Raw genomic sequence first — 24,822 nt, 5'->3', positions numbered from 1 at the left:
TTGGGAGGCACGTCATGGCATTCACGCAGATCTACGTCAACCTGCCGGTCACCGACCTGGAGGCGAGCAAGAAGGTGTACACGGCGATGGGGGGAACGATCAACCCGGACTTCACCGGGGACACCTCCGCCCAGGTGGTCCTCTCCGACGCGGTCGTGGTGCAGCTGATGACGCGCGAAACGTTCGCGACCTTCACCAAGCGAGACGCTGCGGACGGTCCGATCGAGGTGATCAACGCGCTGGCTGCCGGGACGCGTGAAGAAGTGGACCGCCTGGTCGACGCGGCGCTGGCTGCGGGAGCCACCGAACCGCGGGAGGCCCAGGACATGGGCTGGCTGTACAACCGGGCGATCGACGACCCGGACGGCCACTGCTGGGAGCTGCTGGCCTACAACCCGGCCGGCGTGGGCGACGAGGCCACGACCGAGCGCCGGCCCAGGTGAGGATGAACAGGCCGACGATGAGGAATCCGATGAGGTTGAGGTCGAGACCGGTGATCGTGTCCCAGAAGCCGCCGGTCCAGCCGAAGTGGTCGGCGAGAAGACCGAGCAGCTCGATCGAGCCGATGACCAACGCGATTGCTATGGAGAGCGCGGTGATGGTGATGTTGTAGTAGATCTTGCGCACGGGTTTGGCGAAGGCCCATCCGTAGGCGAAGTTCATGAAGGTGCCGTCGATGGTGTCGAGCAGGCTCATACCCGCGGCGAACAGGAGCGGCAGACACAGGATTGTGTACCAGGGCAGCCCAGCCGCAGCGCTGGTGCCCGCCAGCACCAGCAGCGCGACCTCGGTGGCGGTGTCGAAATCCCAGCCCGAACAGCAGGCCGATCGGATACATCTGCCACGGCTCGGTGACCGACTTCGTCACCGGCCCCAGCAGCCGGTTCACCAGGCCGCGGTTGGCGAGCTGTTTCTCCAGCTCTGCCTCGTCGTACTCACCCAGCACCCGGTCGAATCCGCCGTCCTCGTAGGCGCGGGCGAAGCGGATCGTGTGATCGGGGTCGATCACGGCTCCGTTCCCTGCCCGGGTCTCGGAGGCGTCGGCAGTGTCGATCATGCCCAGGATCTCGACGTCGTCGTCGCTCATCGCTCGTCCTTCGTGACTAATCCCTTCGTGAGAGCGGCAGCGGGGTGTGGGCCGCAAGCGATGCTAACAAAATGACCGTACGGGCGGTCAATATGGCATGGTGGGATTGTGTTGGAAACCTTTGATCCCACGGTCGGTCTGACCGCAGGCATGCTCGACGAGGCGCTCGTGGACGTTCGCGGTGAGGCGAGGGTCGCCGAACTGTCGAGTATCGCGATCGGTACCGGTCAGGTGGCCGTCAGTGCGCGGCTCACCGTCGATTACGACCGGCCGACCGCAGCGCCCCGGTGCCTGATCGCGAAATTCGCCGATCCGGATCCGGACCGCCGGAGGCAGGTTCGGCGGGAGGGTGCCTATGAACGAGAGGTGCGCTTCTACCGTGAGCTCGCACCGCTGGTATTGGTGCGCACACCGAAGGTGTACGCGGCCGAATTCTCTTCCGAGACAGGCGACTTTCTGCTGCTGCTCGAAGACCTGACACCCGCGCGGCAGGGTGATCAGCTGGCGGGCTGCACCGCCGAGGTGGCCGCCACCGCGATGGACGAGATTGCCGGTCTGCACGCTCCGTGCTGGGGCGAGAGCCGATGGCGAGAACTGTCGTGGCTGCGCCGTGATCGACCGGGTATCGCCGAGGTGACACCGCGATTGTGGGCGCGCTTTCAGGATCGGTACTCAGGACTCCTCAGCGATGAGATCCGCCGTGCGGGTGATCTTTTCGTCGAACACCTCGAGTCGTGGCTGTCCTGGGAGCGTGGCCATCGCACCGTCGTACATCGTGACTTCCGCTTGGACAATGTCCTGATCGGAGAGCAGGGCGCGATGAGCGTCGTCGACTGGCAGACCTGTGCCATCGGGTCCGGTCCCGAAGACGTGGCCTACTTCCTCGGCGGTGGTCTGCCCGCCGACCTCCGGCACACGCTGGAGGAAGACCTGGTCAGGCGCTACCACGACCGCATTCTCGAACTCGGTGTCCGCGGCTATCGCTGGGCCGACTGCTGGCGGGACTACCGCCGTGGCGCGTGGCACGGAATGTTGATGTCGATCAACGCCGCCATGCTTGCGAGGCGTACAGACCGCGGGGATCGGATGTTTCTCACCATGGCGCAGCGGCACGCGCGCCAGGTGCTCGAACTGGACTCGGCAGAGGCGCTGTCGTGAATCGCGAACTGGGTTGCTACTTGCTCGCTGGCGCGAGCGACGATCCGCGCAAGATCATCGACGAGGTCCGCATGGCGGAGGAATTGAACCTCGGTACAGCATTCCTGTCCGAGCGGTTCGACGTGAAGGAAGCCGTCACGTTGTCCGGAGCAGCCGGCGCCGCATCCGACGACATCCGGATCGCCACGGCGGCAACCAATCACAACACGCGCCATCCGATGGTGACCGCCGCGTACGCGACCACGATGCATCGGCTGACCCGCGGCCGTTTCATGCTCGGGCTCGGGCGCGGTGGCGCGCAGACCTTCGCCGCTTGGAACCTGCCCGCGGTTACGACCGCACAACTGGAGGACTTCGCCGGGCTCATGCGGCGACTGTGGAGCGGCGAGACCATCCGCGATCACGACGGCCCGGCCGGCCGCTACACCCGCTTGCGGCTCGATCCTCGCTTCGACGAGCCGATTCCACTCGGCTTGGTGGCCTTCGGCCCGCAGACTCTCGCGCTCGGCGGCCGGGCCTTCGACGAGGTTGTGCTGCACACGTTCTTCACCGACGAGACATTGGCGCGGTCGGTGCGCATTGTGAAGGAGGCGGCCGAACGTGCAGGCCGGGATCCGGCCTCGGTGCGGGTGTGGTCCTGCTACGCAACCATCGGTGACCACATTCCGGAGTCCCGCCGTCTGCGTGCGACTGTCGGCAGGTTGGCGACCTACCTTCAGATATACGGCGACCTGCTGGTCTCCACCAATCGCTGGGATCCCGATGTCCTGGCCCGCTTTCGGGCCGACCCGGTGGTCGCCGGCGTCCGCGGCGCGATCGACGCGGTGGCGAACGATGACCAAGTCGAGCACATCGCGGGTTTGCTGCCCGCGGAATGGCTGAGTGCCGCGGCGCAGGGGACCGCGCAGCAGTGCGCGGCGGGCGTTCGCGCCCAATTGAGCGTGGGCGCGGACGCTGTGATCATGCATGGTGCTACGCCGACCGAACTGGCACCCGTGGTCGCCGCCTACCGGAAGTCCGCCGCCGGGTAGCAGTGCGAAGTCGTTTCGCCCCAAGATAATTCAGTGGTGACCGGCGAGCCACGCCTCGGCGTTGGTGAAGAAGTCCGGGTGGCAGATCAGGTCGGCCTGAGCGCGAGGCTCGATATCCAGCAAGGTGGTCTCGATGTCAGTGCCCGCGGCCAGTTGCATGGTCTTCTTGATCGTGCGCGACGCATGGGCGGGGATACGCGCCCATCGTTCGGCCAGCTCGATCGAGGCCGCGAGCGCGTCTTCGGCGACTCGGCTGACCAGGCCGAGGCGCAACGCCGCATCCGGGCCGATGGGTTCGCAGCTCAACAGCAGATCGAGCGCGGCAGCATGACCGACAGCGGCCGGAAGAGTATGGGAGACACCGGCGTCCGGACCGAGCGCCATCCTGGCGAAGGTCGCTCCGAACCTCGCGTCCGGCCCTGCGATGCGCAGGTCGCACCCCAGTGCCATGCCGAGGCCACCACCGATGGCGGGTCCGTTGACCGCGGCGATCGTAGGTTGAGGCAGGCGAGCCAGTTCCCCCGAGAAGCTGTGCAATTCCCGCATCCACGCGATGGTGGCATTCACCTCGCGCGGCGCCATCTCGTCCAGGCTGCTCAGATCCATGCCGGTGCAGAAGCCACGCCCCGCGCCGGTCAGAATCACCACCCGTGTCTCCGGATCATCGGCGAGCGGGCGGACCGCCTGCGTCACCACGGGAATGCTCGACGGATTCATGGCATTCAGCCGCGCCGGACGATCCAGCACCACCACCGCGACCCCCGCGGTCGGCCGCTCGATTCGGACGACTTGTTCTTGTGTCGATACAGGGTCGGACATCGAACTCTCCATTGTTGACTGTACGTGCGGTTAGTTTTAGTCTTGCCGCGTGACCGCGCTCACGTCAAGCGCGGTCGGGCTGATGCTGAGTACAAGGGAGTGCGGCATGCCGAAATTCAAGAAAGCCCCGCCGGATGCCGGACAGCGCGGAATATTGGCGCACCCGCAGCCGCGGGAGATTCGGACGGTGTACTCCGCTGACGGAACCGCGCTGCATGTACGCGAATACGGGCACCCCGCATTGGATCCGATCGTGCTGATCCATGGCTGGTCGGTCGCCATCGAGTTCTGGAATCCGCAGATCAACGCGCTGGCAAGCGGCAATCGGGTGATCGCCTACGACCAGCGTGGCCACGGTCGAAGCGATGCGGGCACGCGCCCTTTCAGCGACCGCGTGCTCGCAGAGGACCTGTCGGCCGTGCTGGCCGCGACGGTCACGCCCGAAGCGCCTGCCACAGTGGTCGGGCACAGCATGGGTGGTGCGACGGTTCTCGCCTGGGCGAAGTACTTCCGTGACGACGTTTTGCGCTACGTGGATTCCGCTCTTCTCGCCAACACCGCGACCGGCTTGTCGGATGGCCCGGAAGGCATGAAGAGGCATCAGGATCGTTTGTCGCGGTGGATGATCGCCCTGGCGATGGCGCCGCTGCCCTCGCCGCCGCGCCGGTTGACCAGGTCGATCTTCCGCAGGGCTTCGCTGACCCCGCAAGCGCCGGTGTGCATGGTCGACTTCGTTCAGCGGGTGGGAGCGACCTGCCCTCCGCGGGTTCGGTCGCAGTGGGCCAAGGTGGTGCAGCGGATCGATGCCTCGGAGGGCGTGAAAGCACTGCGGGTACCGACAACCGTGCTGTACGGCGCGCTCGACGGTTTGCTACCACCCAGAGAATCAGCCCGCACGGCCCAAATGGTCAGAGCGGCAGGGCATCTGGACAGGGAAGTCGTGCTCGCCGACAGCGGGCATGCCAGCAACGTGCAGAACGCCGACGAGTTCAACGCCGAGATCGTTCGCCTGCGTGGACTGTCATCGCGGCCGATCGGCCTCACCAGCATCTGAAAGCCGCTTCCGGGCGACCGTACGGACTGTATGTGCGGTTCCCGGTGAACTGACCAAACCTCCATCAATACAGTGATTCACCAGGAGCGTCCGTGCCCGATCCACAGACCATGCCCCAGGCATTCCAGCGCCAGGTGGCCGCCCACCCCGACACCGTCGCACTGCGCAGCTACGACGGTGCGCAGAGCTATACATGGGCCGAGTTCGACGCCGAGGTACGCCGCATCGCCGGCGGTCTGGCGACCCTCGGACTTCGCCGCGGTGACGTGTTCGCCTCCCTGCTCACCAACCGACCCGAGTTCAACCTCGCCGAGATGGCCGCCAATCACCTCGGCGCGACCACCTTCTCGATCTACAACACCTCTGCCCCCGACCAGATCAACTATCTGCTCACCCATTCGGGCGCGAAGATCCTCGTGACCGAACGGCAGTACCTTGCCAAGCTGCGCGCGTCCGGCGCCGACATCGAGCACGTCCTCGTCGTGGAGGAAGGCGACCTGGACCGGATCGAGCCCACACCGGATTTCGATTTCGAAGCCGCTTGGAACGCGGTCTTGCCCGACGATGTGCTGTGCATGATCTACACCTCCGGCACCACCGGCCCGCCGAAAGGCGTCGAGCACACCCACCGCGGCGTGCTGGCGATGGCGGCCGCGGTCACGAGCGCTTTCCCGATCGAAAGCGGTGACCGCATGATCTCGTACCTGCCGTCCGCGCACGCCGCCGACCGATGCGTCACCTACTACTTCGGGGTCGTCTGCGGCGCACAATTGACAACCCTCAACGATATGTCCAAAGTGCCACAGACCCTGGCGGAGGTGCGGCCGACGGTGTTCTCGGCGGTTCCGAGAGTGTGGGAGAAGCTCAAGGCCGGTGTGGAATTGCAGCTCGCGGGCAACGACCAGCTGCGGACCGGATTCGAGGCGGACGTTCCGCAGGTGATCGACGCGATCCGCGCCAAGCTCGGACTCGACCAGGTGCGGTGGGCGATGACCGGTGCGGCGGCATGCCCGCTGGCCGTCTTCAACTTTCTGCGAAAGCTGCGCATTCCGGTCACCGACATCTGGGGCATGTCCGAGATCGGGCTGGCTACCGCCGCGCTGCCGGAACTGGCCAAGCCCGGCACCATCGGCACCCTGCTGCCCGGATACGAAGGCCGGGTGCTCGAGGACGGTGAACTGCTGATCCGCGCGCCGTTCACCATGAAGGGCTACCGCAACGATCCGGTGCAGACCGCCGAGGTCAAGGACGCCGACGGGTGGGTGCACACCGGTGACGTGGTGACGGTGGACGACGAGGGCTACTACACCATCGTCGACCGCAAGAAGGAGCTCATCATCAACGCGGGCGGAAAGAACATGTCGCCCAGCAATATCGAGAGCGCCATCTCCACCTCCTCGATGCTCATCGACAAGGTGATCGCGATCGGTGACGGGCGCCCCTACAACGTCGCACTCATCACCCTGGACGGTGCCGCGGTGCCGACGTTCGCCGAAAAGTTCGGGATCGAGCCCGATCCGGCGGTCCTGGCCAAGGACGCCCGCGTGCTCGCGGTCGTCCAGCAAGGGGTGGATGAGGGCAATGCCAGACTTGCCCGGGTGGAGCAGATCAAGAAGTTCGCCGTGCTCCCGACCCTCTGGACCGAGGGTGGCGATGAGCTGACCCCGACCGGAAAGCTGCGGCGCAAGCCCATCAACGCCAAGTACGCCGCTGAAATCGAAGCGCTGTACGGCGAATGACGGGATCCGTCGACACGGAATCCGTGGCTCGGCGAGCGCAGGCGCTGCGTGCCGCGATCGAGCCCTTCGCCGGGCAGGTGTACTTCGCGCCGGAGTGTCACGCCGCCTACGAACGTCTCGGTTTCGCGCCGGGAGGTGTCCTGGGCAATGTCCGAACGCCTGATGCGGCAGCGTATTTCACGAGTCGCGGCGCGGCGATGGGGCAGGTCGCCGGCTCCGTGTTGGCCGCGGCCTTCGCCGTATTCGAGCCGGGCGTGGTCATGGCCGGGGTCGAATACGGTTGGCGGCTCGCCGACGCGGCGACGATATCCGAGGCGCGCACCACCGGCGCGATCGCGAGTCTCGAACGGGTGTTGGGACCGCGTCCCGCCGGGATCGAGCGCGTGGCCGCTCTGCTGGCGCGGGCGGTGGAACCGCTTCGGCCGGAGGGGCGTCCGCTGTTCGCCGGAATGCGTTCGCTCGGCCTGCCCGGCAGTTCGCTCGGTCGCGCCTGGCGTCTGGCCGATTGTCTGCGGGAGTACCGTGGCGACTCACATACGGCGGCCTGGAATGCGGCCGGATACGACGCCGCCGAGATCGGTCTGGTCGGTGAACTGGTGCGCGGATTACCCCCGCGCACCTATGTCCGGTCTCGCGGATGGACGACGGAGCAACTCGACTCGGCACACGAGCGACTGATGGTCCGCGGCCTCGTCGACAGCGAGGGCCTCACCGCGGCGGGCGTGCAGGCGCGTGCGGCGGTCGAGCTCGCGACGGACCGGCAATTGCGCGGTGCGACAGAGGCATTGGGCGACGACCTCGACGAGCTCGTCGGCCTGCTCGCACCCTGGGGTGCGGCCTTGATGGTGGACCGCTATCCCGATCTCACCGGCGTGGAGCGGCTCGAGTCGGCCCGCATCGTCAGCTACGGGACGGGGGCGAGCAGATGATCACCGATGCCGAAGTGAGTGCCCGAGCGCGTGCGTTGTGGGCCGCGATCGAGCCCCTTGCCGGACAGGTGTATTTCTCCGCTGAAGCGAACGCCGAGTACGCGGCACTCGGATTCGGTGCGAGCCGTGGCGTACTCCCCAGCGGTGTGCAGACCTCGAATCGCGACGCCTACAACACGAGCCGTGGCTCGGCACTCGGGCACGCGTCCGGCGCGGTCGTCGCTGCCGCGTTCGCGGTATTCGAACCCGGCATGGTCACCGCAGCTGTCGAGCGCGGCCGGGCGCTCACTGATCCCGCCTCGATCGCCGCCGCCCGTCGGCGCGGGGCCACGAACTCGTTGCGGCGGATGATCGGCGAGAAACCCGACGGCGTCGAGCGCGTGATCGAATTGCTCACTCGCGCAACCGAACCCTTGGCGGTGGCGGGCCGACCGTTGTTCGCGGGTCTGTGCGCGATCGACCTCCCCGAAGATCCGCTCGGCCGGGCTTGGGCGCTGGCCGACCGGCTCCGGGAATACCGCGGCGATTCGCACACCGCGGCCTGGATCGCGGCAGGGTTCGACGCGGTCGAGATCGGGCTGCTCAGTGAGCAGTGGTGGAACCTGCCGCCCCGCACCTACGTGCACACCAGGGCGTGGACCGACGCTCAGCTCGATGCCGCGGCGCGTCGTCTGCGAGAACGCGGCATGCTCGACGGCGAGCTGCTGTCTCCGGCCGGACGCGTGGTGCGCGAGCGGATCGAAGCGGCAACCGACCGCCAGCTGCGGCCGGCGGTCGAGGCACTGCACGGCGATATCGATGAGCTGCTCGATACGGTCGGCCGCTGGAGTACGACGATTCAGGCCGCGGGTGGCTACCCCGATCTCTACGGCGCACAGATTGCGGCGCGCGTAGCGGCCCAGCGTCGCCAACCGTAACCTCTATTGACTGTACGGGCGGTCAGTATCGTATGATGTGTGCGGTGCACACGAATCTCGAAAGGTGTGGCAACGTGGCCTCTTTCTCCAGCGCGCTCGCTCGTTCCCGTAGCGCGTCATGACACCGGTCCGCACGCGTGCGGCGGTACTGCGCGCCGCCGATGGTCCCTTCCGGATCGAGGAGGTCGAGCTCGACGCACCCGGGCACGGGCAGGTTCTCGTTCGTATCGCGGGAACCGGCATCTGCCACAGCGACTTCCTGCCCCGCACTCCGATGTGCAAGCCGCCGATCATCGCGGGGCACGAGGGTGCGGGCGAAGTCATCGCCCTGGGCCCTGGCGTTGCCGAGCTCGCGGTGGGTGACCATGTGGTGCTGTCGTTCGACTCCTGCGGTGCGTGCCGCAATTGCCTCGACGCTCAGCCCGCCTACTGTGAATCCTTCTGGCCGCGCAATATGTCCGGCTTCCGGCCGGGGCGGCCGACAACGGTGCGGGACGCCGCCGGGGAACCGGTCATGGGCAACTGGTTCGGCCAGTCGTCGTTCGCTGAGCTGAGCGTGGTGTCGGCGCGCAATGCCATCAAGGTCGATCGCGCACTCCCGATGGAACTGCTGGGACCACTTTCGTGCGGCGTTTTGACCGGTGCGGGCGCAGTATTCACCTCGCTGGGCGTCGACGCCGGAGACTCTCTCGCGGTATTCGGTACCGGCACCGTGGGCCTGTCGGCCATCATGGCGGCCCGGGTCGCGGGCGCGACGACCATCGTCGCGGTGGACCGCCACCCGGATCGTCTGATGCTCGCCGAAAAGCTCGGAGCCACACATACGTTCGTCGCCGACACCGAGAACCTGGCCGAGACGATCAAGGCGCTGATACCCGGCGGGCTGGACTACTCGCTCGACACCACCGGGGTCCCCGAGGTGGTGTCGACGGCCATCGACGTGCTGCGGCTGCGCGGCGTATGCGGCTGCGTCGGTGTCCAGCTGAAGCCGCTGACGGTCCGCCCGGATCAACTGGCCTTGGGGCGCACCATCAAGGGCATCCTCGAGGGCGACAGCGTACCGAAACTGTTGATTCCCAGGCTGATCGAGCTGTGGCGGCAGGACCGCTTCCCGTTCCACGAACTGATCGAACTCTTCCCGCTCTCTCGTATCGACGAGGCGGAGCGAGCCATGAAATCCGGTGCGGTGATCAAACCCGTGCTGATTCCCGGAAAGGACGTCCAATGACCGTGGATTACGACTCGCTGTACATCGGAGGGGAGTGGACCCGGCCGGCGTCGGACCAGCGTATCGAGGCATACTCGGCGAGCACCGAGGAGCTGCTGGGCAGCGTTCCCGCCGCCGGTACGGCCGATATCGACGCCGCGGTCGCGGCCGCGCGCCGGGCCTTCGACGATCCCAGCGGCTGGGCGAGCTGGGAGCCCGAGCGTCGCGCCGCCGTGCTGGAGCGTTTCGCGGTGGAACTGCTGGCGCGCAGCGACGAGATGGTGCGCCGCGTGAGCGCGCAGAACGGCATGCCGGTTCGCTTCGGTAAGCCCGTCGAGGGCACGGTTCCGGCCACCATGCTGCGCTACTACGCCGAGTTGATCCAGCAGCTCCCGACCAGCGAGGTACGCAAGTCGTTGGTCATCGGGAACACGGAAGTCCGGCGCGAACCCCTCGGCGTGGTCGGAGCGATAGTGCCGTGGAACTTCCCGCAGACCCTGGCCTTCTTCAAGATCGCGCCCGCGTTGGCGGCCGGGTGCACCGTCGTCATGAAGCCTTCTTCGGAGACCGTCCTCGACGCCATGCTGGTCGCCGAGGCCGCCGCCGCGGCGGAACTGCCTGCGGGCGTGCTGAATATCGTTCCGGGCGCGGGTCGCACCGCGGGCGCGCACCTCGTCTCTCACCCGGGCGTGGACAAGATCGCCTTCACCGGCTCCACCGACGCCGGGCGTGCCATCGCGGAAACCTGTGGCCGCCTGCTGAAGCCGGTCACTCTGGAGCTCGGTGGCAAGTCGGCCGCACTGATCCTCGACGACGCCGACCTCTCGCGCGTCATCCCCGGCCTGTTCGCGGCCAGCCTCATGAATCAGGGCCAGAGCTGCTACATCTGCACCCGCATCCTCGCGCCGCGCAGCCGCTACGGCGAGGTCGTGGACGCGCTCAGTGATATGGTGCGCACCCTGAAAATCGGTGATCCCCTGGAGCGTTCGACGATTATCGGCCCGGTGGCCAGCGCAGGACAGCGTGACATCATCGAGGGCTATATCGCCAAGGGCAAGGCAGAAGGCGGACGCATCACCGTCGGCGGCGGCCGCCCCGCCGGGTTCGACCGCGGGTGGTACGTCGAGCCGACCGTGTTCGCCGACGTGGACAACAATTCCACCATCGCCCGTGAGGAGATCTTCGGCCCCGTGCTGGCGGTGATCCCGTTCGACGGCGATGCGGATGCGGTGCGCCAGGCCAATGATTCGTCCTACGGTCTCGGCGGCACGGTCTGGACCTCCGATGTGGCGCGCGGTGCGACGCTGGCCCGCCGGGTGCAGACCGGCAGCATCGGCGTCAACGGTTACACCATGGACCACGGAGCGCCGTTCGGCGGTGTGAAAGACAGCGGCCTGGGCCGCGAGCTCGGCCCCGAGGGGCTGGCCGCCTACCAGCAGTACAAGTCGATCTATCTGCCCTGATGAGTCCGGCGACAGTGGCGCGACGTATGAGCGGCAGGTATGGGAAAGGCGTGAATTCACAGTGACGGGGCGGACGGCGCTCGACTGGAACGAGGTCGTGGACGCGACCGCATTGGCGCGTTGGATGGATGGGCAGGGTTTGCCGGCCGGAAAGCTGGAGAACGTCGCCCTGCTCGGCGGCGGCACGCAGAACATCATGCTGCGCCTCACCCGGGGCGGGTGCGACTACGTGCTGCGGCGATCGCCGAAACACCCGCGGCCGGTGAGCAACGAGGTGTTGCGCCGGGAAGCGCGACTACTCGGTGCGCTGCGCGACACCGACGTGATCGCACCGCGGTTGATCGCGGCCGGTACGGACGAATCCGTGCTGGGCGGCTCGGTGTTCTATCTGATGGAACCGGTGGACGGATTCAATCCGGGCACCGAATTGCCCGGCCTGCACGCTGGTGACGCGTCGATACGGCATTCGATGGTGCTGTCGGCGGTCGAGGGCATCGCCAGGCTCGGCAATGTCGACTACGAAGCCTTGGGGCTGGCCGATTTCGGCAAGCCCGACGGCTTCGTGGAGCGTCAGGTGTCGCGCTGGCTGCGCGAGCTCGAGGGTTACGGCGAGAACGACGGCTACGCCTGCCCGGACATCCCGCATCTGGATCGGGTCGCGCGATGGCTGGAGAGCAACCGTCCGACGACGTGGCGGCCGGGAATCATGCACGGCGACTGCCATCTGGCGAACATGATGTTCCGTTGGGACGGACCGGAATTGGCGGCGATGGTGGACTGGGAGATGTCCACGATCGGTGATCCGCTGCTGGATCTGGGCTGGCAGATCGCCACCAGCCCGGCCGGTGCGGCGGGCGCGGCGGTGACGCCTCCGTTGGCCGCCGTCGGCGAGTTGCCGACTGCCGCGGAAATGATCGAGCACTACGCGCGCTTCTCCGACCGGGACCTCAGCGCCATCACCTGGTACACGGTGCTGGCCGGATTCAAACTGGGAATCATTCTGGAGGGCACGCACGCTCGTGCGGCAGCGGGCAAGGCGCCCCGGGAGATGGGTGACAAGTTGCACGCCATCACCGTCCAGCTGTTCGCGGAGGCAGCCGAACTCATCGAGTGAGGCTGACTCGTTCGGTGCCCGCCGAACATCCTTGTGCCCGAGCGAATCACGTGTGGCGGCGATCCTTACCCCGGATCGCCGCCACACCGCTGTTCATCCCTTGGTCGCGTGCAGCAGCTCCTCGATGTCGGTGAGTTTGACCCGGGGACGGCCTGCTGCCATTCCCGCTGCCCGTTCGACCGCGTCGATCGCTGCCCAGCCCGTGCGGTCCACGACCTCGGGCTGCCGCTGGGCGACCAGTTCGGCGAGTGCCTCCCGATCCTGGCGTGGCGAGTTCAGCGCACCGGCGATGAAGTCGGAGATCAGTTGGTCGACAGTTTCTTTGGAGTCGGTCCTGTTGGTGCCGATGACACCCTGCGGACCACGCTTGATCCACCCGGTCACATAGACGCCCGGCGTAACCCGGCCGCCCTCGTGCGGAACCACGCCCCGGACATGGTCGAAGGGCAGTCCGTCGATCGGTTCGCCGCGGTAGCCGATCGAGCGCAGCACCAGCCCGGCCGGCAGGGACTCGCCGACGCCGGTCGGCTCGGCGCGCAACCCCTCCGCTCCGGGTACGAGAGCGTTGCGCACGAGCTCCACGGATTCGGTGCGCCCGTCGCCTGCGATGGCGGTGGGAGAGGTCAAGTAGCGGAACACGATTCGCTTGTTCCCGGCTACCGGGAGCCGTTCGGCGTACTCACGAGCGAGATCCACCTTCAATACGAGCGAGGGTTCGGCTTCCGGATCGTCGAGCAGTGCCTGTGTGCCGGGATCGAGCACGAGATCGGCCTCGTCGACGACGACGTCCACACCCGGCAGATGTCCCAGAGCCAGGAACTCGGGTGAGGTGTAGGCGGCCTGCGCGGGTCCTCGCCGACCCAGCAACACGACCTCGCGAATAGTGCTGTGCCGCAGTGCCTTCAGTGCATGATCGGCGATGTCGGTCGTCGCGAGCCGCTGCGGATCCATGGTGAGAATGCGCGCGACATCGAGGGCCACATTGCCGTTGCCGATGATCACGGCGCGTTCTCCCGAAAGGTCGAAGTGGCGATTCGCGTAGTCGGGATGCCCGTTGTACCAGGCGACGAACTCGGTGGCCGAATGGCTGCCCGGAAGATCCTCGCCGGGAATGCCGAGCCGGCGATCGGTGCTCGCGCCCACGGCGTAGATCACCGCGTGATGATGCTCGAGCAGCTCCTCGTGCGAAATATGCTTTCCGACCTCGACATTCAGATGCATGCGGACGGCATCGCGGCCGAAGCCGGAGTCGAACGCCGCGGTCACCGCCTTCGTTCCCGCATGGTCGGGAGCCACGCCCGCGCGGACAAGCCCCCACGGCGTGGGCAGCTTGTCGAATATATCGACCTCGACATCGGCGCGTGCACGGAGTTCCTGCGCCGCATAGCATGCCGCCGGTCCCGCGCCCACGATGGCGACCCGCAGCGTGCCGAGCTCCTTCGACGGCCGCGCCAGCACCGGTAGCGGTGCGAAATCCGCCACGAGCGGATGCCGCTCGAAATAGGCGGCATTGATGTCGCGGTAGCGCTCCAGCGACGTGGTCAGCTCGTCCTCGGGGAAGATCGCCTGCACCGGGCAGCTGTCCGCGCACGCACCGCAGTCGATGCAGGTGTCCGAGTCGATATAGAGCATCTCCGCCGTGGCGAACTCCGGTTGGTCCGGTGTCGGGCGGATGCAGTCCACCGGGCACTCGGCAATGCAGGTGGCGTCGTTGCAGCAGCGCTGCGTGATGACGTAGGCCATGGCGCTCCTCGTGATAGGGCTCGAGTCGAGCGATTGACTGACCGCCCGTACGGTCACCATAGTGAAGCCCGTCGACCCGACGGAAAAGAGGTGCTGCGCGACTGCGAACCCGCGCCCGGCATCTGGTGCGCCGGTTACCGTCCGCTGCGCGAGGCCGCTCGTGCCCAGGTGGGCGAGCGGCTGGAACTCCTGGTCGGCAATCTGTGATGGCCAACTTGACTGACCGGACGTACGGTCATGATAATGGGCAAATGAGCCAGCCCAACGAAGAGCAGCCCGCGTTCCTCCGCAAGGACGGTCACGTCGCGATCATCACGATGAACCGCCCGCACGTCATGAACGCCGTCAACGCCGCGATGTCGATCGCGCTGCAGGCCGCGGTGGACGAATTCCTCGCCGACCCGGAACTGCGCGTCGGCATCCTCACCGGGGCGGGCAAGGCATTCTGCGCCGGCGCCGACTTGAAAGAGGTCGCGGCGGGGCGTTCGCTGATCGGACCGGACCAGCGTGAGCGCGGCTTCGGAGGCATCGTGAAGCAGAGCATCGACAAGCCGCTGATCGCGGCCGTGAACGGTTACGCGCTCGGCGGCGGCACCGAATTCGTGCTCGCCTGCGATCTGGCGGTCATGAGCGCGGACGCCACGCTGGGATTGCCGGAGGTGCGGCACGGCATCATCGCCGCCGGCGGAGGGCTCCTGCGACTCGCGCGCAAGGTGCCGCCGGCGATCGCGCTGGAGGCTCTGCTCACCGGTTCGCCGATCGCTCCGCAGGAAGCGCTGCGGTGGGGGCTGGTCAACCGGGTGGTGCCCGCCGACCAGGTGCTCGAGGCGGCTCTGGAGCTGGCGAGCAAGATCACGCGCAATGCGCCGCTGGCGGTCCAGGCGAGCAAGCGGGTGGCTTATCAGGCTGCGGCGCTGTCGGATTGGGGCGAGGAGGCATGGCGGCTGTCCGACAACGAGGCGCGACTGATCATGAAGACCGCCGACGCGAAAGAAGGCCCGCGCGCCTTCGCGCAGAAGCGTGCGCCGCAGTGGGAGGCGAGATGACCGCGGGAACCAGCCGTGCCGCCATCGCGGGGCTGGGCCTGACCGACGTCGGCAAGGTGTACGGCCGCAGCGCAACGGATTTCGCCGCGGAAGCGGTCCGTCTCGCGGCGGCTGACGCCGGGCTCGCGGTCACCGAGATCGACGGGTTGCTCGTCAGCCCAGGCACGCAGGGTTCGCCGAAGCTGTCGTTGCAGAAGGTCCTCGGGCTGCGGGACCTGCGGCTGCTCGCCGGGGTCACCGCGCTGGGCGCGAGCCCGGCCGCCATGGTCGCGCTCGCGGCGCAGGCTGTCGCAAGTGGCGAAGCGACCGCGGTGGCATGCGTGTTCGCGGACGCTCCGCTGAAGGAGAAGGGATCGGCGCGGGACGCCTTCGGCACGCAGCGGGCACTGCCCAGTGGATTCGCCTCGTACCACATCGGAATCGGCGCGATCACGCCGAATCTGTTCTACGCCATGGCCGCTCGTCGGCATTTCGAGACTTATGGCACCTCCAGTGACCAGCTGGGAGCCATCGCGGTCGGGCAGCGCGCGTGGGCGGCGGGCAATCCGGTGGCCCAATTCACCGCGCCGATCACCCTGGACGATCACCGGTCCTCGCCGCTGATCGCCGATCCATTGCACCTGCTCGACTGTTGCCTGGTGTCCAACGGCGGGGCGGCCGTCATCGTCACCTCCGCCGAACGGGCACGAGACCTGGCGCAGCCGCCGGTCGACGTATTGGGTTGGGGGCAAGCGCATCCCGGGCAGCTCATGCACCACGAGTCGCAGTTCGGATTGCGCACGGGCGCGGCCGTGGCCGGACCCGCGGCGCTGCGCATGGCCGGTGTCACGGTCGAGGACGTGGATCTGCTCGAGCTTTATGACAGCTACACCTTCACCGTCCTCGTCACCTTGGAGGACTACGGATTCTGCGCCAAGGGCGACGGCGGTGCGTTCGTCGCCGACGGCAAGCTCGGTCCCGGCGGCAGTCTGCCCTGCAATACCGGTGGTGGCCAGCTCTCCAGCTACTACCTGACCGGATTCACCCCCATCGTGGAGGCCGTCACCCAAGCTCGCGGCCAGGCGGGCGCACGCCAGGTCGACAAGACCGATGTGGTCATGGTCAGCGGCAGCGGCGGTGTGCTGGAACACCACGCCACCCTCGTGCTGAGCGGAGCCGGACGATGAGCGAGCAAGCGACAGCGGCGGTCTGGCCGCCCATGCGGCGGGACGGCAAGAGCGCCGAATTCTTCGACGCCGCCCGGCGCGGCGAGCTGGTGATCAAGAAATGCGGTGATTGCGGGGAACTGCTCGCTCCCGAGGCCGCGGTGTGCACCACCTGCGGCGGCACCGAGCTCACCTGGGTGCCCGCGGCGGGGACGGGCACGCTGATCACCTGGACCGCGGTCCACCGTGCGCCCAACCGTGCCTATACCGAGCTGGTGCCCTACACGGTGGGCGTCGTCGAATTGGCCGAAGGGCCTTGGATGTACGCGCGCATCGTCGGAAAACCTGTCGCGGCGACACCTGTGCGGGTCGCGTTCGAGCACCCCGCCGAGGGGGAGAGCTACCCGATCTGGACCACTGACACCGGCGCAACCGCAGAGAGCGACGACTGATATGCCCGAATTCGACTTGGCGACACTGCACGAGGCCATCGCCGAGGTACTCGCCGACGAACCGTGCGTGATAGCGCAGCGAACCTACACCTGGTGCGAGACCACCGATCGGACCCGCCGCCTGGCCGCCGTGCTGCGCGGACACGGTCTGGGCGGGCGACGCGACGTCGAGAACGGTTGGGAGACAGGGCAGGACCATGTCGGCGTCTACCTCTACAACGGCCCCGAATACCTGGAGACAGTGCTCGGCGCGCACAAGGCGTCCGTGGCCCCGTTCAACATCAACTACCGGTACACGCCGACCGAACTGGCCTACCTGCTGCGGGACGCCGACGCCAAGGCCGTTGTGTTCGGCGGGCACTTCGCCGCCACCCTGGCCGGGGCGTTGCGGGAGCTCGACCGGACTCCGGTACTGCTCCAGGTGGACGACGGCAGCGGGGCGGCACTCGTCGACGGTGCGCTGGACTATGAGTCCGCCTTGGCGGCGGCCGATCCGGCCTACGGCATCCCCGCGGCCGGACCGGACGACCGGCATCTGCTCTACACCGGCGGTACCACCGGCATGCCCAAGGGCGTGATCTGGCGAGTCGGGGACCTGGTCGCCGGGCCGCTCGGCGTGCGCAATGTCGAGACCCTCGCCGATGCCGTGGCGCGGGCCGTGCGCATCCGCGGCCGAGTGCTCCCCGCTCCACCGCTCATGCACGGTGCGGGAACCGGAATCGCTCTGGGTGGCTGGCTGTCCGGTGCGACCGTGGTCATTCAGCCGCACCCGGAGCGCCTCGATGCCGCCACCCTGCTCGATACCTGTGAGCAGCACGGCGTGACTTCAATGGCGATCGTCGGCGACGCCTTCGGTGTCCCGCTGGTGGCGGAGCTGGAGAGCAGTTCCCGCGATCTCACCGCGCTGCGCCTGATCGTCAACAGTGGTGCGGCCCTGCGTGATTCACTGAAGGTCCGGTTGCGCGAGCTGCTGCCACAGATTCGAGTCAGCGATATGCTCGGCTCCTCCGAAACGGGCCTGCACGCCAAGCGCGGCGCGGGCGGCAAGACCTTCGCCGCCCGAGGGAACACCGCCCTCATCGACGAAACCCGCACTCGCGTGGTCGAACCGGGCTCCGACGAGATCGGCTGGCTCGCCCAGGGCGGCGCCATCCCCGTCGGCTACCTCGGCGACCCGGACAAGACCGCCGCCACCTTCGTCACCATCGACGGCCGCCGCTACTCGGTACCCGGCGACAAGGCGCGCGTCACCGCCGACGGCACCTTCGAATTCCTCGGCCGCGAAGCCACCACCATCAACACCGGCGGCGAGAAGGTCTTCGCCGAAGAGGTCGAACTCGTCGTGCGTGGCCTGCCCGGCGTCGCCGACGCGGTCGTGGTAGGCCGTCCCAGTGAGAAATGGGGCCAGGAGGTGGTGGCGCTGTATCAGGCCGCCGACCTCACCGTCACCGACCAGCAGTTGCGCGAGGGCTGCCGGCAAGCGTTGGCGGGCTACAAGATTCCCAAGTCGTTCATCCGCGTCGACCACATCGGACGGCACGCGAACGGCAAGACCGACTACGCGTGGGCCAACGCGGCGGCGACCAGCACTGCACAGGAGACACGATGACCGAGACCGCTCTCATTCCCGACCTGGGCAATCCGGCCACCTATGTGTCCGGCTTCCCGTACGACGTGGTCGCCCGGCTGCGGCGCGAATCCCCGGTCTTCCGGGTGCCCGAACCTGCCACCGACGACTTCGCCGGTGGCCCGGGCTTCTGGTACGTCACTCGCCATGCTGACGTCATGGCCGCCGGCAAGCGCCCCGATGTGTTCAGCTCGTACGAGGGTGGTACGTGGGTTCGTGAGGTGTCGCCGGCCGAACTAGAGATCCAGCGGCAGGCCATGCTGAATATCGATCCGCCCATGCATACGCAGATGCGCAAGATCATCAGCAAGGCGTTCACGCCGCGAGTGGTCAACGGCATGATGGAATCCATTGCCGCGCACGCGGATCGGATCGTGGAATCGCTCGGCGACGGCGGCGAGCTGGACTGGGTGCAGCGGATCTCCGCCGAGATGCCGCTGCTCGTGCTCGCCGACATCCTCGGTATCCCGTCGGAGGAACGGCATCTGCTCTTCGACTGGACCAACCGAATGGTCGGCTTCGACGATCCGGAAGCCGTGGACAAGAAGTCCTACGTCTCGGCCTTCTACGAACTGTTCGCCTACGCCCGCAGTCAGACCGCGGCCAAACGCGCCAACCCCACCGACGACGTATGGAGCCTGGTCGTCAACGCCGAGGTCGACGGCCGCACCCTCACCGACGACGAACTCGACCGCTTCTTCCAGCTACTGGTCATCGCCGGTAACGAGACCACCCGCAATATGCTCAACGGTGCGGTACTGCTGTTGTCTGAGAACCCGGGGCAGTGGCGCATGCTGCGCGAGGATCCGAGCCTCATGCCGCAAGCGGTCGAAGAGATCCTGCGTATGTTCCCACCCATCCTGCAGTTCCGGCGGACCTGCGTGCAGGACATCGAATTCGGTGGGCAGCAGATCAAGGCCGGCGACAAGGTGGTGCTGTCCTATGCCGCCGCCAACCGCGACGAGACGGTCTTCGAGAACCCGGATACCTTCGACATCACCCGCGAGCAGAACCCGCACGTCTCCTTCGGCTTCGGCACCCACTTCTGCCTCGGCAGCGGCGTGGCTCGCCTCGAGGGTCGGCTGCTGCTCACCAAACTGTTCGAACGATTCCCCAGCATCGAGGTGATCGGCGAACCGGTGCGGCTGCGATCCAACTTCGTCAACGGCATCACCGAACTCCCCGTGCGGCTTTCGCGCGGCAAGGAGCAGTAGGTGACTTCCGACCTGTGGTCCACATCGGAACGACAGGACCTGCGCAAGCTGTCGCGCGAGTTCACCCTTCGTGACATCGCCCCGTACATGGATACGGGGGGAGCTGCCGCGCGAGTTGCATGCCAGGGCGGGCGAGTTGGGCGCGGTACGCGACGGCGACCACTACATCGTCGACGGCGCGAAAACCTACACCACCTCCGGTGTGCGCGGTAGCCGAGGGGTTTTCGGACGCAGACCGCGACCCGCCCACCTTCGATCCGGCGACGCATACCGTCCGCATCCCCGAATCCTTCAAGAAGTCCTTGCGCGCCTGGCAATCCGCCGAATGGTTCCGTGTCGGGCTGCGCGAGGAAGTCGGCGGAATACCCGCCCCTGCCATGGTCACCTGGGCAATCACCGAATTCCTGCTCGGTGCCCAGCCCGGCATCTACTTCTACCTGACCGGCCCGGTGTTCTCGGGCATCCTCTACGGCATCGGCACCGCGGAACAACGGCGCTGGGCAACCCTCGCCGTGGAACGTAATTGGGGCTCCACCACGGTGCTGACCGAACCGGATGCGGGCTCCGACGTCGGTGCCGGTCGCACCCGCGCCATCCCGCAGGCTGATGGCTCCTGGCACATCGAGGGCGTGAAGCGGTTCATCACCTCCGCCGACTCCGACGACCTCTTCGAGAACATCGCCCACCTCGTCCTGGCCCGCCCGGTGGGTCTGAAGGTCTCGGCGACCTGCGAAATTACCTTGGGCGGCCACGGCATACCCGCCAAGGGCTGGCTGATCGGCGACACTCACAATGGCATCGCCCAGATGTTCCAGGTCAGCGAAACCGCCCGGATGATGGTCGGTACCAAGGAGATCTACAAAGTCGGCACAGGTTCGGTACGGTTCCTCTTCGCCGTCGGCGACCTCCTGATCGGCTGGCTGTTGCTACGCCAGGCCGAGATCGCCGCGGCGGCACTGGCGATGGACCGCATCGGGCTCAGGCTTCCATGGGTTCAGCGGCTTCCCGCATGCAATCGTGGACGATCTGCGGAATCCGTCCGGCCGGATCGGCGAGTGCGGTCAGGGTGAATCGGTCGATGAGCAAGCCGCCGAGGAAGACGTCGACGAACGAGCCGCCGACCGCTTCGGGGGTCACTCGGCCCCCGGGGTTGAACCAGGTCCACATCCATTGCAGGGCGCCGAAGATCTGCAAGGTCGACAGTGCCTCGTCCACCTTGCGGAACACTCCGACGTCGATCCCGGTGGTGATCTCGCGCTGCATCAGCTGCTGTACTTCGGCGCGGTGCTCGCGGATTTTCAGCATTGCCGGATCGTCGGTGAGCTGGACGAATTCGCGCTGAGTGGCAATGGTCGCGTCGCGGTCACTGACCTGGTAGAACACTCCGGCGTAGATCATGGCGGCCACGCGCTCGGCCGGCGACTGCAAGTGTTGGAAGATCATTTCCAATTCGCGCTTGCGCTGGCCCATGTAGTTGTCCTCGAGTTCGCGCAGCATCTGTGCCTTGGTGCCGAAGTGGTGCACGATGGTGCCCTTGGACATGCCGAGCTCTTTGGCGATGTCGCCGAGATTGGTCTCGCTGTACCCGCGTTCGGCGACATGCCGAACGAAGGTGGCCAGAATCTGATCGCGACGCCCCGGTCGGCCTGCCACTGGAAACTTCCTTTCTTACCGCACGGACGGTCATTCGACGGTAGCATCCGCGCACCCGATCCGCCGTCACTGAGCAGCAGGTGACCCTGCAGCTCGTCGACCAGGAAGCCGAGCACAGCCCCGACGGCGACGACCTTCCACTCGTCCTGTTTGAACGCGGGTCGCAGGACGTTCTCGTACTCCTGGTTGGTCATCATCCGCATCTTGCTGCTGATCAAGCCCGGCACATCGAGGGCCTGCAGTTGACAATCGGGCCGAAGATCGTGGGATCAGGCCCTGCCATCCGAGATAGGGCGGAATGCCCTTGAACTCCAAGGGGCGGAAGAGCATTTCGACGGCGACGAGTTTGGTGAGCCAGCCGATCGCGGCGGCGACGAACGGCATCAGTGCGTACAGGTGCCCGTTCTCCTGGACATCGGCCACCCGGTGGTCAGGCGGCTGCGTGGGGCCGGCGGAGGAAGCGCCCGATCTCGTCGATGGCCGCTCCGGCCTCGGGCACCAGGCCGGCGAGGGTCTGGAAGACGTGGACCTGGCCGGGCCAGACCTGCAATTCGCTCGGCACGCCGGCCTGCTTCAGGGCAGCGTCGAACGCGCGCGCGTCGTCGAGCAGGCATTCGCGGGTACCGACCTGCACGAGGGTCGGTGGCCAGCGCCGGTCGACGCCGTCGATGGGCGTCACCCGCTCGTCACGGGGGCTCGCCGCACGGAAATGCGCCCGGATGGCCGGCAGCCAGAAAGGGACGGCCAGCACCGGATCGCGGCGTCGCAGGTCTCGTGCGGTCGCCCGGGTCGCGGTCGGGTCGATGACCGGTGAGAGCAGGACGACTGCGGCGGGCAGCGGAAGCCGTTGGTGCAGCAGGTCATTGATCAGGCAGGCGGCCAGATGGCCGCCCGCCGAGTCTCCCGAGACCACGAGCCGCGCCGGATCGATACCCGTTGCCAGCAGTCCTCGATAGGCCGCCAGCGCGTCGTCGGCGCCAGCGGGATGCGGATGCTCGGGGGAGAGCCGGTAATCCGGCAGGCAGACGCCCGCGTCGCAGGCCGCCGACAGCCGCGCCGCGAGCGCGGTGTGTGAACGTGGTGAGCCGGTCATGAAGCCACCGCCGTGCAGGTGCAACACGGTGGTCGTGTCGGCGGCTTCGTGAGCCTGCACCCACGTGGACGGTACGCCGTTGAGCGTCGTCGTCCAGGTGCGGTGCGGGATCCGGCGAGCCGAGCCGGTTGCTCGATCGGTCACGAAGCGGATCGCCGAGAGCGTGCCGCCCTCGGGTTTGCCGAAGCGGAACAGCGGACGGACCGCGACCCGGAAAAGGATTCGCGCGGCGACACTTCGGCGGCTGGGTCGCTGTCTCGTCGCGACCGGCACGTCGGCGTCGGTGTCGGCTGGTCGTGCGAACGATCGTGCCGTCGAGTCGGCGCTGCACATGATCTGCTCCATTCGGCGTCGTTGCCTCTACCGGCCTGGTCTGGACATTCCGGCACATCGGAGAGTAAGTGCAACCGTACGGACAGTCAAAGCGCCGGAAGGGCTGTGTCGGAAGGGTTTGCGGGATGGGGTGGAACGTTGATATTTCAGCATTTGCGCAGGTGGATATTGGCTGGACCGTTGACGAGAAGTGTGACCCCGTGCACAATTGCGACCATCGACGGTCGAATTGACCGTACGTACGGCTCGGAGCTTGAGTAGGGGTTGGCATGCAGGAGTCCGGTGCACACACGGGGGAGGAGGTGCCTAGGGCCACGGATCGTCTGGGGTTGCACGCGCTACGCGACAATTTCTCGACGACGACCTTGTCGAGCATCGGCACCTTCGGTCGGGCCACGCGTTCGGGCGTCGAGGCGACGGTCGTCGTGGGGACCGATCTCGTGCGTGGCCGATTCCAGTGGCGGGAGGCTCTCGCGCAGGCGTGGTTCGTGATCACGGTGACCGCGATTCCGGGCGTGCTCATGGCGATTCCCTTCGGCGTCATCGTGTCCGCACAGGTCGGGAACATGGTCAATCAGCTCGGCGCTGATTCGCTGATCGGTGCCGCGGGCGGGCTCGGCGTGATCAAGCAGGGCGCGCCGCTGGCCACCGGGTTGTTGCTCGGAGGCGCGGCGGCCTCGGCCATAGCCGCCGATCTCGGGGCCCGCACCGTTCGTGAAGAGGTCGATGCCATGCGGGTCATGGGCATCGATCCGGTGCAGCGGCTGGTTTCGCCGCGGCTGGTGGCCATGCTGCTGGTGGCGCCGTTGCTGAACATTCTGATCATCGTGATGGGCGTGCTGGCCGGGTACATCGTCGCCATCGCCGCGCTCGGCGTGACACCCGGTAGTTACTGGGAATCGTTCGGCTCCTTCACCTCCGGCGCGGACGTCTGGGTCTCCCTCGGCAAGTCGATGGTCTTCGGCTATCTCGTCGTGGTGATCGCCTGCCATCGCGGGCTGGAGGCCAAGGGCGGACCGCGCGGTGTGGCGGACGGTGTGAACGCGGCCGTCATCTTGTCGGTGGTATCGATCGCGGTGGTGAACGTCGTCATCACGCAGATCGTCGCCATGCTCCTTCCGGTGGAGTTGGCATGATCGCAACTCCTTATGCGCCCAAAGGGCTTCGGTGGCTGCGTACGCTGCGCACCCGTGTGCGGCCGCTGGTCCCGCTCGACAATCTCGGGTTCGTGCTCGGCTTCTGCTGGCAGGCACTCTCGTCGATCCCGTTCGCGCTGCGGCACTATCGCAGCCAGACGATGATGCTGATCACCGATATGACGTGGGGCCGCGGCTCGATCGTCGTCGGCGGCGGGACCGCCGCCGTCATGGGGATCATGGGCGCGGCGGTCGGGGCGTCCACCGGTATCGAGGCATACAGCGCGTTGAATCTGGTGTCGCTGGGCCAGGTTACGGGCGTCATCTCCGCCTTCGCGAATACCCGTGAGCTCGCGCCGATCGCCGCCGGTGTCGGCTTCGCCGCCCAGGCGGGGTGCCGGATGACCGCCGAGATCGGGTCCATGCGCATCTCGGAGGAGATCGACGCGATCGAATCGCTGGGTGTGCGGTCGGTGTCGTTCGTGGTCGCCACCCGGGTGATCGCGGGCCTGGTCGCGATCGTGCCCACCTTCCTGATCGCCTTGATCCTGAGCTACTTCGCGTGCGCGGTCATCGTGGTGCAGTTGCACGGTCAGCCGGCCGGGGTCTACGACCACTACTTCACCATGTTCGTGGCCAACTGGGATGTGGTGGCGGCGGTGGTGAAGGTAGCGGTGTTCGCGGTCGCGGTAATCGTGATCCATTGCTATCAAGGCTTTTTCGCCACGGGCGGGCCGGAGGGTGTCGGTATCGCGTCCGGTCGGGCGATCCGGGCCAGCCTGGTGGCGATCATCGTGCTCAACATGGTGATGACGCTGGCGTTGTGGGGTTTCACCTCGCCGGTCCGATTCGCGGGGTGAGG

Annotated in this window: 22 protein-coding genes and 2 pseudogenes; 19 read left to right on the top strand and 5 right to left on the bottom strand. The window is 67.0% G+C overall.

The genetic code is table 11. The annotated features are described in order from the left end of the window. Nucleotides 1-14 precede the first annotated feature (14 nt). Nucleotides 15-443 carry a VOC family protein gene (locus AC5592_RS15475; RefSeq protein ID WP_063064607.1) on the top strand — a complete coding sequence of 143 codons (429 nt, stop codon included), beginning with the start codon at nucleotides 15-17 and terminating at the stop codon, nucleotides 441-443. Here AC5592_RS15475 and AC5592_RS15470 read toward each other — a convergent pair. Beyond that, nucleotides 427-940, bottom strand: a pseudogene (locus tag AC5592_RS15470) (HoxN/HupN/NixA family nickel/cobalt transporter); the annotation flags it as partial. The gene AC5592_RS15475 and the pseudogene AC5592_RS15470 sit on opposite strands and share 17 nt — an antisense overlap. A gap of 255 nt (nucleotides 941-1,195) precedes the next feature. Between AC5592_RS15470 and AC5592_RS15465 the strand changes: the two are divergent. Both AC5592_RS15465 and AC5592_RS15460 read left to right on the top strand, forming a co-directional pair. Beyond that, nucleotides 1,196-2,245 (top strand): phosphotransferase family protein, encoded by a 1,050-nt coding sequence (locus tag AC5592_RS15465; protein ID WP_157121887.1) that lies wholly within the window; start codon nucleotides 1,196-1,198, stop codon nucleotides 2,243-2,245. Further along, a complete protein-coding gene (locus AC5592_RS15460; protein ID WP_063064604.1) occupies nucleotides 2,242-3,276 on the top strand; it encodes a TIGR03857 family LLM class F420-dependent oxidoreductase in 1,035 nt (344 codons plus the stop codon). The genes AC5592_RS15465 and AC5592_RS15460 overlap by 4 nt, the downstream gene beginning before the upstream one ends. Nucleotides 3,277-3,306: 30 nt before the next feature. On the opposite strand, the gene AC5592_RS15455 is transcribed toward AC5592_RS15460, so the two are convergent. Further along, the gene (locus AC5592_RS15455; protein ID WP_198163843.1) at nucleotides 3,307-4,095 is read right to left on the bottom strand and encodes an enoyl-CoA hydratase/isomerase family protein; all 789 of its coding nucleotides are present in this window, start codon (nucleotides 4,093-4,095) and stop codon (nucleotides 3,307-3,309) included. Nucleotides 4,096-4,144: 49 nt separating this feature from the next. Between AC5592_RS15455 and AC5592_RS15450 the strand changes: the two genes are divergently transcribed. The 7 genes from AC5592_RS15450 to AC5592_RS15420 all read left to right on the top strand — a co-directional run bounded on the left by AC5592_RS15450 (nucleotide 4,145) and on the right by AC5592_RS15420 (nucleotide 12,518). Beyond that, nucleotides 4,145-5,149 (top strand): alpha/beta fold hydrolase, encoded by a 1,005-nt coding sequence (locus tag AC5592_RS15450; RefSeq protein WP_084506711.1) that lies wholly within the window; start codon nucleotides 4,145-4,147, stop codon nucleotides 5,147-5,149. A gap of 92 nt (nucleotides 5,150-5,241) precedes the next feature. Then, nucleotides 5,242-6,888 carry an AMP-binding protein gene (locus tag AC5592_RS15445; protein WP_063064601.1) on the top strand — a complete coding sequence of 549 codons (1,647 nt, stop codon included), beginning with the start codon at nucleotides 5,242-5,244 and terminating at the stop codon, nucleotides 6,886-6,888. Beyond that, nucleotides 6,885-7,817 (top strand): SCO6745 family protein, encoded by a 933-nt coding sequence (locus AC5592_RS15440; protein WP_063920317.1) that lies wholly within the window; start codon nucleotides 6,885-6,887, stop codon nucleotides 7,815-7,817. The genes AC5592_RS15445 and AC5592_RS15440 overlap by 4 nt, the downstream gene beginning before the upstream one ends. Then, entirely contained in the window at nucleotides 7,814-8,734 is a 921-nt protein-coding gene (locus tag AC5592_RS15435) for an SCO6745 family protein (protein WP_063064600.1), read from the top strand. Before AC5592_RS15440 ends, AC5592_RS15435 begins: the two co-directional genes overlap by 4 nt. A 118-nt stretch (nucleotides 8,735-8,852) precedes the next feature. Continuing rightward, nucleotides 8,853-9,962 carry an NAD(P)-dependent alcohol dehydrogenase gene (locus AC5592_RS15430; RefSeq protein ID WP_063064599.1) on the top strand — a complete coding sequence of 370 codons (1,110 nt, stop codon included), beginning with the start codon at nucleotides 8,853-8,855 and terminating at the stop codon, nucleotides 9,960-9,962. Continuing rightward, complete coding sequence (locus AC5592_RS15425; RefSeq protein ID WP_063064598.1) at nucleotides 9,959-11,404, top strand: aldehyde dehydrogenase; 1,446 nt, start codon at nucleotides 9,959-9,961, stop codon at nucleotides 11,402-11,404. Before AC5592_RS15430 ends, AC5592_RS15425 begins: the two co-directional genes overlap by 4 nt. A 124-nt stretch (nucleotides 11,405-11,528) precedes the next feature. After that, nucleotides 11,529-12,518 (top strand): phosphotransferase family protein, encoded by a 990-nt coding sequence (locus AC5592_RS15420; RefSeq protein ID WP_084506722.1) that lies wholly within the window; start codon nucleotides 11,529-11,531, stop codon nucleotides 12,516-12,518. A 93-nt stretch (nucleotides 12,519-12,611) separates the two neighbouring features. Here AC5592_RS15420 and AC5592_RS15415 read toward each other — a convergent pair whose 3' ends face one another. Further along, complete coding sequence (locus AC5592_RS15415) at nucleotides 12,612-14,261, bottom strand: FAD-dependent oxidoreductase (protein ID WP_063064596.1); 1,650 nt, start codon at nucleotides 14,259-14,261, stop codon at nucleotides 12,612-12,614. Between the two features lie 251 nt (nucleotides 14,262-14,512). On the opposite strand from AC5592_RS15415, the gene AC5592_RS15410 reads away from it, so the two are divergent. The 6 genes and pseudogenes from AC5592_RS15410 to AC5592_RS15385 form a co-directional block, all read left to right on the top strand. Next, nucleotides 14,513-15,307, top strand: coding sequence for a crotonase/enoyl-CoA hydratase family protein (locus AC5592_RS15410; RefSeq protein WP_063064595.1), 795 nt, complete (start codon nucleotides 14,513-14,515; stop codon nucleotides 15,305-15,307). Continuing rightward, entirely contained in the window at nucleotides 15,304-16,473 is a 1,170-nt protein-coding gene (locus AC5592_RS15405; RefSeq protein WP_063064657.1) for a thiolase family protein, read from the top strand. Before AC5592_RS15410 ends, AC5592_RS15405 begins: the two co-directional genes overlap by 4 nt. Continuing rightward, entirely contained in the window at nucleotides 16,470-16,904 is a 435-nt protein-coding gene (locus tag AC5592_RS15400) for a Zn-ribbon domain-containing OB-fold protein (RefSeq protein ID WP_084506709.1), read from the top strand. The genes AC5592_RS15405 and AC5592_RS15400 overlap by 4 nt, the downstream gene beginning before the upstream one ends. 1 nt (nucleotide 16,905) lies before the next feature. Next, entirely contained in the window at nucleotides 16,906-18,513 is a 1,608-nt protein-coding gene (locus tag AC5592_RS15395) for an AMP-binding protein (protein ID WP_063064593.1), read from the top strand. Further along, the gene (locus AC5592_RS15390; RefSeq protein WP_063064656.1) at nucleotides 18,510-19,745 is read left to right on the top strand and encodes a cytochrome P450; all 1,236 of its coding nucleotides are present in this window, start codon (nucleotides 18,510-18,512) and stop codon (nucleotides 19,743-19,745) included. The genes AC5592_RS15395 and AC5592_RS15390 overlap by 4 nt, the downstream gene beginning before the upstream one ends. 209 nt (nucleotides 19,746-19,954) lie before the next feature. Next, nucleotides 19,955-20,695 (top strand): annotated as a pseudogene (locus AC5592_RS15385) (acyl-CoA dehydrogenase family protein); the annotation flags it as partial. A 28-nt stretch (nucleotides 20,696-20,723) separates the two neighbouring features. Here AC5592_RS15385 and AC5592_RS15380 read toward each other — a convergent pair. After that, nucleotides 20,724-21,398 carry a TetR/AcrR family transcriptional regulator gene (locus AC5592_RS15380; protein WP_063064591.1) on the bottom strand — a complete coding sequence of 225 codons (675 nt, stop codon included), beginning with the start codon at nucleotides 21,396-21,398 and terminating at the stop codon, nucleotides 20,724-20,726. A gap of 80 nt (nucleotides 21,399-21,478) precedes the next feature. On the opposite strand from AC5592_RS15380, the gene AC5592_RS15375 reads away from it, so the two are divergent. Further along, entirely contained in the window at nucleotides 21,479-21,706 is a 228-nt protein-coding gene (locus tag AC5592_RS15375; protein WP_063064590.1) for a hypothetical protein, read from the top strand. Between the two features lie 122 nt (nucleotides 21,707-21,828). On the opposite strand, the gene AC5592_RS15370 is transcribed toward AC5592_RS15375, so the two are convergent. Further along, on the bottom strand, nucleotides 21,829-22,824 hold the full coding sequence (locus AC5592_RS15370; protein WP_198163842.1) for an alpha/beta hydrolase: 996 nt from the start codon (nucleotides 22,822-22,824) through the stop codon (nucleotides 21,829-21,831). A gap of 302 nt (nucleotides 22,825-23,126) precedes the next feature. Between AC5592_RS15370 and AC5592_RS15365 the strand changes: the two genes are divergently transcribed. Both AC5592_RS15365 and AC5592_RS15360 read left to right on the top strand, forming a co-directional pair. Continuing rightward, nucleotides 23,127-23,960 carry an MlaE family ABC transporter permease gene (locus AC5592_RS15365; RefSeq protein ID WP_232329364.1) on the top strand — a complete coding sequence of 278 codons (834 nt, stop codon included), beginning with the start codon at nucleotides 23,127-23,129 and terminating at the stop codon, nucleotides 23,958-23,960. Continuing rightward, the gene (locus AC5592_RS15360; RefSeq protein ID WP_063064588.1) at nucleotides 23,957-24,820 is read left to right on the top strand and encodes an ABC transporter permease; all 864 of its coding nucleotides are present in this window, start codon (nucleotides 23,957-23,959) and stop codon (nucleotides 24,818-24,820) included. Before AC5592_RS15365 ends, AC5592_RS15360 begins: the two co-directional genes overlap by 4 nt. Nucleotides 24,821-24,822 lie beyond the last annotated feature (2 nt).

The sequence above is a fragment of the Nocardia violaceofusca NBRC 14427 genome (assembly GCF_963869435.1).
GTDB classification, from domain to species: domain Bacteria; phylum Actinomycetota; class Actinomycetes; order Mycobacteriales; family Mycobacteriaceae; genus Nocardia; species Nocardia aobensis.
Note: the sequence above shows the minus strand (reverse complement) of the source record. Positions and strands in the feature narration are given on the sequence as shown.

Coding starts and splice junctions, on each gene's coding strand:
- AC5592_RS15455 (WP_198163843.1), bottom strand. CDS start 4,095: ATGTCCGACCCTGTATCGACACAAGAACAAGTCGTCCGAATCGAGCGG.
- AC5592_RS15475 (WP_063064607.1), top strand. CDS start 15: ATGGCATTCACGCAGATCTACGTCAACCTGCCGGTCACCGACCTGGAG.
- AC5592_RS15425 (WP_063064598.1), top strand. CDS start 9,959: ATGACCGTGGATTACGACTCGCTGTACATCGGAGGGGAGTGGACCCGG.
- AC5592_RS15415 (WP_063064596.1), bottom strand. CDS start 14,261: ATGGCCTACGTCATCACGCAGCGCTGCTGCAACGACGCCACCTGCATT.
- AC5592_RS15435 (WP_063064600.1), top strand. CDS start 7,814: ATGATCACCGATGCCGAAGTGAGTGCCCGAGCGCGTGCGTTGTGGGCC.
- AC5592_RS15400 (WP_084506709.1), top strand. CDS start 16,470: ATGAGCGAGCAAGCGACAGCGGCGGTCTGGCCGCCCATGCGGCGGGAC.
- AC5592_RS15395 (WP_063064593.1), top strand. CDS start 16,906: ATGCCCGAATTCGACTTGGCGACACTGCACGAGGCCATCGCCGAGGTA.
- AC5592_RS15360 (WP_063064588.1), top strand. CDS start 23,957: ATGATCGCAACTCCTTATGCGCCCAAAGGGCTTCGGTGGCTGCGTACG.
- AC5592_RS15430 (WP_063064599.1), top strand. CDS start 8,853: ATGACACCGGTCCGCACGCGTGCGGCGGTACTGCGCGCCGCCGATGGT.
- AC5592_RS15405 (WP_063064657.1), top strand. CDS start 15,304: ATGACCGCGGGAACCAGCCGTGCCGCCATCGCGGGGCTGGGCCTGACC.
- AC5592_RS15410 (WP_063064595.1), top strand. CDS start 14,513: ATGAGCCAGCCCAACGAAGAGCAGCCCGCGTTCCTCCGCAAGGACGGT.
- AC5592_RS15440 (WP_063920317.1), top strand. CDS start 6,885: ATGACGGGATCCGTCGACACGGAATCCGTGGCTCGGCGAGCGCAGGCG.
- AC5592_RS15370 (WP_198163842.1), bottom strand. CDS start 22,824: ATGTGCAGCGCCGACTCGACGGCACGATCGTTCGCACGACCAGCCGAC.
- AC5592_RS15390 (WP_063064656.1), top strand. CDS start 18,510: ATGACCGAGACCGCTCTCATTCCCGACCTGGGCAATCCGGCCACCTAT.
- AC5592_RS15420 (WP_084506722.1), top strand. CDS start 11,529: ATGGATGGGCAGGGTTTGCCGGCCGGAAAGCTGGAGAACGTCGCCCTG.